The sequence below is a fragment of the Chitinophaga sp. genome (assembly GCF_035564935.1).
Classification (GTDB): domain Bacteria; phylum Bacteroidota; class Bacteroidia; order Chitinophagales; family Chitinophagaceae; genus Chitinophaga.
In genome coordinates, this window is record NZ_DATMTE010001029.1 from 1 (window position 1) to 6,912 (window position 6,912).

Here is a 6,912-nt window from a genome sequence, read left to right on the forward strand (position 1 = left end):
CGGGGTATTTCAAAGGAGCGGGCTCATATCGACGAATGGGCAAAAGAAATAGCTCCCAGCAACGAACTGCGCGAATGGTTTCACCATGATCCAACGCGGTTTGCTGAATTTAAAACAAAATATAAACATGAATTACAGGAGAAAAGTGAATTGTTGGCCGCTATTAAAAAGAAGGCAAAACGGCAACGGGTAACTTTACTTTACGGGGCTAAAGACGAAACAAACAACCAGGCACAGGTACTGCTGGAGTTGCTGAAAAAATAACTACACACCTTCGCTTTCCGGCTTCACCAGTACTTCAGTGATGCTGTTGAGCTTTTTTACTTTGCTGGCAAAATCACCGCTCAGTTTTTCACGGATCAGCGACAACTTATTCAGTACTTCATCGAGGGTATCGGGAATGGCTTCCTGGAGCACCTGTTTCAGGCGTTTGGCAATGGTGGGTGACTTGCCGTTTGTAGAGATAGCGATCTTCAGGTTTCCTTTTTTTACGATAGAGCCCAGGTAAAAATCACAAAGCTCAGGGGTATCCGCCACATTGATCAGCACTTTGCTGCATTTGGCCTTTTCCCAGATGTGATAATTAAATTCCCTGTTGTTGGTGGCGGCAATCACCAGGTCCTTTCCAAGGAGGTCGCCACATGAAAATGATTTCTGAATCAGCGTGATATTAGGATACTGGTGCGTTAACGCTTCCAGCTCAGGCAAAAAATCCAATGACACCACTGTAATAGTTGCATCTGCGCAATTTTCCAGCATGGCATTGGCTTTTTCCAGTCCGATATTACCACCGCCTACAACGAGTACATGCAAACGGTGTAATTTGAAAAATACCGGGAATAAATGATTCTCTTCCATTATACGGCAATTTTTAGTTCCTCTGACACCTTGTTCTTCAGGGCCTGGAAAGCTTCATGGAAACTTACCACCTCCCCTATTACCAGAACAGCGGGGTTGTGCAGATCGTGCGCAGCGGCTATTTCCAGCAGATCGGCCACATTACCCACTCCCATTTTCTGGGTAGGAAGTGTACCGTTCTGGATAATAGCAGCGGGGGTTTCCCCTTTTCCTGCTGCACTGTAGATCCCTGCAATTTCTGCCAGTTTGCTCATCCCCATCAGTACAATTACCGTAGTATTGGCCCTGATGGCGTGATCCAGGTCGCGGGATAAATTCCCGTTCTGCGTGTTACCGGTGATCACCCAAAACCCTTCGCTTACATTACGTGCAGTAACAGGGATTTTGTTCACACCAGGAACTGAGATCGCGCTGGAAATACCGGGAATCACTTCCGCGGTAATTCCAAACTGCTGAGCAAAGGCTATTTCTTCCTGGCCGCGGCCGAATACAAAGGAGTCGCCTCCTTTTAAGCGGACAACGCTGCCATAAGTTAGTGCATATTTTACAATCATCCTGTTTATTTCGTCCTGGGAGTATACATGCATACCTGCACGTTTACCCACAAAACGACGGAGGCAGTTAGCCGGCGCATGGTCCAGCAATTCGTTGCTGGACAATGCGTCATAAAGGATTACCCTGGCGTTTTGAATAGCCTTTAACCCCTTAACAGTGATTAATTCCGGATCACCCGGGCCTGCGCCTATCAATGTGAGTTTGGGTTGTATCTTTTCCATGAGTGGTCGTGTTTTTGATAAATAAATAATTAAGCCTGTACCAGTTCACTGGCTTTCTGACGGTATACCTGTGCAGCATTATAAAACGACTGCGCCTGCTGGAAATAGGTTTTGGCAAAATTTTCCGTAGGCTCGTTACCGTTAATCTGCAGCACTACTGATTTGAAGTCAGGCTCAAAGCTGAATTTACCGGTAGCCACAAAGTGTTTATCGAAATCGTTCATGATACCGATTTGTGTATTGCCGCTGATGGCTTCACCGAGTAACAGTGCTTTTGCACCCTGTACAAAGGAAGAGTAAGCGTGATAAATACCATCTGAATAAGCCCCATTAATGATAGCTGCGCTGCTCAGTTCCAGTTTTTCTTCTGCTTCCAGCAGCAGGGTAGCTACCAGGTCGATGATCACGCCGGCGCATTCGCCAACGCCGATGGCAGTGGCATAGTCCTGCGCCTGGCCCCAGTCAATAAAGTCGCCCGCGGTGAGGGAACTCAGATCAGCCAGTGGTTTCAGCAGTTCATAGAAATATTTTTCACCCTGGCGGTCGTAGTATTCGTTGAACAGTTCATTTTCACCGGCATTGATTTCATAGTCGTGCAGGAGGCTGCGCAATACATCCGGACCGCGGCGGCTGGGCACTTTGATCACTTTATCGGCTACACGGCCAACGCCATCGCCTACTATACCGCCACCAAGCAGTACCTGCAGGGCGGGAAGCACTTTACCGGCGCTTTTCATGGAGCTGCCATGGAACCCGATGCTGGCAATACCGTGCTGACCGCAGGAGTTCATACATCCGCTGATCTTTATTTTGATGTCTTTATTATAAACGAGATCCGGAAATTCTTCGGTGATCACATCTTCCAGTACTTTGGCAACGCCTGTGCTGCTGGAGATACCCAGGTTGCAGGTATCGGTACCGGGGCAGGCGGTAATATCCGCAATGCTGTCGAATCCGGGATCTGCAAAGCCTGCTTCTTCCAATACACTGTAAACGTAAGGAAGATTTGCCGGCGAGATATATTTCAGCAACAGGCCCTGGTTGGCGGTTACACGTACATCGTCTGCTATTACAGGGCGCAGGGCTTCAATGAGCTTGCGGCTTACAGCGGAACCGATATTGCCCAGTGTTATTTTAACATAGGCGGCAATGTATCCTTTTTGCTTTTGTTCGAAGGTGTTGGTCGTTTTCCAGGCTTCGTACCTTTTAGGATCTTTAATGCTGTAAGCCGGTACCGGCGCTGGCGGAGGCGGTGTGGTAGCCTGCCATGCATCTGCATCCACCGGTACGCTTTTTACCCTTATGGCTTTGTATTCTTCTTTGATAAGGCGCTCAAATTCCTCCATACCTATTTTCTGGATAAGGAATTTCATGCGGGCCTTGTTCCTGCTGGTTCTTTCGCCGTAGCGATCAAATACACGCAGTACGTTTTCTATATATGGGATGACCTGGTCTGTTTCAAGAAATTCATATACCACTTTAGCGAGAAAGGGCTGTGCGCCCAAACCGCCGCCTACCAATACTTTGAAGCCACGCACTTCTTTGCCGTCGATGATCTTTACTTTAGGGATCATGCCAAAGTCGTGCATAAATGACCAGGCAGTATCTTTATCAGAGGAGGAGAAAGAGATCTTGATCTTACGGCCCATTTCCTGGCTTACGGGGTTGCGCAGGAAGTAGCGGAAAGTGGCGTCTGCATAAGGCGTTACATCAAATGGTTCATCCGGATCAATGCCGGCACGGTCGGAAGCCGTAACGTTACGAACGGTATTTCCGCAGGCTTCACGGATGGTGATCCCGTCTTCTTCCAGCTTGGACCACAATTCGGGCGTTCTGTCGAGGCTCACGTAGTGGATCTGCACATCCTGGCGGGTAGTGAGATGCAGGTTGCTGGTTGCATATTCATCAGATACTTCGGTAATGCGATGCCATTGTTTCAGGGTCATTTTACCGTATGGCAGTTTGATGCGGATCATCTGCACACCGGGCTGACGCTGACCATAAATACCTCTGGCCAGGCGGAGGCTGCGGAACTTTTCGTCGGTCACGGCGCCCTCGCGGAACAGGCGGATCTTCTTCTCCAGGTCTATAATATCTTGTTCAACAATTGGATTTTCTAGTTCTGTTCTGAAGCTTTGCATAAAAAGTATTTTCAGGTGGTGGTAAAAAGCAATTTTTGGTCGGGGGTATTGGTCGTTTTTTAGCATCAAAAAGCCCCCGTTATATTTGCGGAGGCCTCGTATAATGTTGATTTACAGTAAGCTGGTCACTGATTTTCCATATTACACGCGCCTCATGGGTGTTGATGAACAACAACTGTTTCTGCGACAATTCTTTCTATCATTACCCATATTTCCTATAATTTTAGTAGAGTAATACAAAGATATAAATGCAGGGCATCTTTCCAAAACTTTTTTCAACATTCAATAAGGCCCCAAAAAGGAGGGAAATTGGCAGGGACAGCAGGTTTACAGCAATGTAAAACGATGTAAACCATGATCCACCGGGGGTTTGGGACCATACGGTGACGGATATCCACAGTAGTAGTGATAACCAGAGTTTATGCCGTATAACTTATTGTTATGGGGGCCCCGCATAACTTCTTATCTTTGCCGCGCATAAACGGAAAACATATGATAGATACGGTAATATTTGATATGGATGGCCTGTTGATCGACTCAGAACCTTTATGGGGCATTGCCATGCGGGAAGTGTTTGCTACGGTGGGCGTGAACCTGTCGCCCGAGCTAACGCATTTAACCACGGGCCTGCGCACCAAAGAGGTAGTGAGTTACTGGCATAATTACTATAAATGGGAAGGGAAGGGTGCCGAGCAGGTGGTAAATGAGATTATCGACAGTGTGATACAGAAGATCATAGCAGAAGGGCATCCGATGGAAGGTTTGCAGTATATTCTTCAATTTTTCCGGGAGAAAGGGTTCAAAATGGGGCTGGCGTCTTCTTCGCCGCTTCGCCTGATCAATGCGGCGCTGGAACATTTGCAGATAAAGGACGCATTCCAGGCAGTATATTCGGCCGAGTTTGAAGATTATGGTAAACCGCATCCGGCTGTATACCTGGCCTGTGCCAAAGCATTGGGCAGCGATCCGCTGAACTGTATTGCCTTTGAGGATTCCGTAACGGGGATGACAGCGGCCAAGGCAGCAAGAATGACCACGGTGGTGGTTCCCGAAGCGCACAACCGCCATGATCCAAGGTATGCACTGGCCAACATGAAGCTGGACAGCCTACTGGAATTTAACGATGCAAAGCTGTTGTTGCTGATGAAATAAAGATTTATATCTCCATAAAAAAATCCCGCTCCGATCACTCGAAGCGGGATTTATTATTTAATGAAACCGGATCTTATTGCGCGCTTTTTTCTTCGCCGCCTTCAGATTGTTTCAGTTTTTCTCTCAGTTCAGCTAAAGCGCCGAGATCACCTAAAGTAGCTTTTTCAACTTTACCCTGGATGTTTTTCACAGCCTTACGGGTTTTGTCTGCTTCTTCTTTCTTCTCTCTTACAACAGCTTGCTTTTCTTCAGCCTGTGCTTTTTCCCAAACGCGGGTATGAGAAACCAGGATACGTTTTTCGCTGCGGTCAAATTCAATGATCATGAATTCTTTCACATCTTCCACGTTGATTGGTTTTTCATCTTCAGTTCTCAGGTGACGTGCAGGAGCATATGCTTCCAGACCATATTGGAGCTGAACGGTAGCACCTTTATCATCTTTCTTCACAACAGTACCTTCGTGGATAGAGTTGATCGGGAAGATAGTTTCAAAAGTGTTCCATGGATCTTCTTCGATCTGTTTGTGACCGAGGCTCAGTTTACGGTTGTCTTTATCAATACCCAGGATCACTACATCTATTTCGTTACCTACTTTAGTGTATTCAGACGGGTGGTTGAAACGTTTGATCCAGCTCAGGTCAGAGATGTGGATCATACCGCCGATACCGGTTTCCAGTTCAACGAAAACGCCATAAGGAGTGATGTTTTTCACGATACCTTTATGACGGCTTTCAACAGGGAATTTGGTTTCGATAGTAGACCACGGATCTTCTGTCAGTTGCTTGATAGACAGGCTCATTTTGCGTTCTTCCTTGCTCAGGGTAACTACAACGGCTTCGTATTCTTCTCCTAATTTGAAAAATTCCTTAGCGTTGATAGGCGTAGAAGCCCATGAGATTTCAGATACGTGAACCAGACCTTCCACACCTGGCATGATTTCCAGGAATGCACCGTAATCTTCGATGTTCACAACTTTACCTTTTACTTTAGCACCTTCGGTGATAGTAGCTGGTAAAGTATCCCACGGATGCGGGGTCAGTTGTTTGTAGCCCAGGCTTATGCGACGTTTTTCGTCATCGAAGTCAAGCACAACAACGTTGATTTTCTGATCCATCTGCAGTACTTCGCTCGGATGGGAGATACGGCCCCAGCTGATATCGGTGATATACAGCAAACCGTCCAGACCACCCAGGTCGATGAACGCACCGAAGTCGGTGATATTTTTGATAGTACCTTCCAGCACCTGGCCTTTTTCCAGTTTGCTGATGATATCCACTCTCTGTTGTTCGATATCGCTTTCGATGAGCGCTTTGTGGGAAACAACGGCGTTGCGGATGGTTTCGTTTACTTTCACCACCTTGAACTCCATAGTTTTGCCTACAAACTGGTCGTAGTCTGTAACTGGTTTCACATCGATCTGAGAACCCGGCAGGAATGTTTCCATACCGTATACATCTACGATCAGGCCGCCTTTGGTTTTGCTGGTAACAGTACCGGTAACCACTTCGCCTGTTTTGTAAACTTCCACGATTTTTTCCCATGCACGTTTCTGGCGGGCCTGTTTACGGCTCAGGTGCAGGTTACCATCGCGGTCTTCTTTTTCTACTACCAGTACTTCCACTTCGTCGCCGATCTTCAGACCTGGTAAATCACGAAATTCGTTCAGGGAGATCAGGCCATCAGATTTGAAGCCGATGTTGATCACCACATCTGTGTTGGTTAAACCCACAACAGTACCAGTCAGCAGGCTGTTTTCTTCAAACACCTTGAAAGTGCTGTCGTAAGTCTGGTCGTACTTTTCTTTTTCTTCTTTGCTGTAAGAAGAAACGTTACGTTTGTCAACGCTCCAGTCGAAATCGTCGTGTGCAGTTTCAACTTTTGCTACAGGTGCCTTTGGTGTCGCTGTTTCAACCACAGCAGCTTCTGCTTGTGGAGCCTGTTGTTCAGCGTTTTGTTTGTTAGAAATGTTGTTTTCGCTCATAAAA

At 46.9% G+C, this 6,912-nt stretch carries 6 protein-coding genes; 2 read left to right on the plus strand and 4 right to left on the minus strand.

What is annotated here, in order from left to right:
* Positions 1-264, plus strand: a 264-nt coding sequence (locus tag VN105_RS26690) for a DUF488 domain-containing protein (protein ID WP_325645997.1), incomplete at its 5' end; no start/stop codon positions are given.
* Here VN105_RS26690 and VN105_RS26695 read toward each other — a convergent pair.
* From VN105_RS26695 to VN105_RS26705, 3 genes are read right to left on the minus strand one after another with little or no spacing between them, the layout of a single operon-like run.
* Positions 265-858 carry a bifunctional precorrin-2 dehydrogenase/sirohydrochlorin ferrochelatase gene (locus VN105_RS26695; RefSeq protein WP_325645999.1) on the minus strand — a complete coding sequence of 198 codons (594 nt, stop codon included), beginning with the start codon at positions 856-858 and terminating at the stop codon, positions 265-267. It lies immediately after the preceding gene.
* Entirely contained in the window at positions 858-1,634 is a 777-nt protein-coding gene (gene cobA / locus VN105_RS26700; RefSeq protein WP_325646001.1) for a uroporphyrinogen-III C-methyltransferase, read from the minus strand. The genes VN105_RS26695 and cobA overlap by 1 nt, the downstream gene beginning before the upstream one ends.
* A 29-nt stretch (positions 1,635-1,663) precedes the next feature.
* The gene (locus VN105_RS26705) at positions 1,664-3,775 is read right to left on the minus strand and encodes a nitrite reductase (protein ID WP_325646003.1); all 2,112 of its coding nucleotides are present in this window, start codon (positions 3,773-3,775) and stop codon (positions 1,664-1,666) included.
* Positions 3,776-4,267: 492 nt separating this feature from the next.
* On the opposite strand from VN105_RS26705, the gene hxpB reads away from it, so the two are divergent.
* Positions 4,268-4,927, plus strand: coding sequence for a hexitol phosphatase HxpB (gene hxpB, locus VN105_RS26710; RefSeq protein WP_325646005.1), 660 nt, complete (start codon positions 4,268-4,270; stop codon positions 4,925-4,927).
* A 73-nt stretch (positions 4,928-5,000) separates the two neighbouring features.
* Here the strand turns inward: hxpB and rpsA are convergent, their stop codons facing one another.
* Entirely contained in the window at positions 5,001-6,908 is a 1,908-nt protein-coding gene (gene rpsA, locus VN105_RS26715) for a 30S ribosomal protein S1 (RefSeq protein ID WP_325646007.1), read from the minus strand.
* Positions 6,909-6,912: the final 4 nt, after the last annotated feature.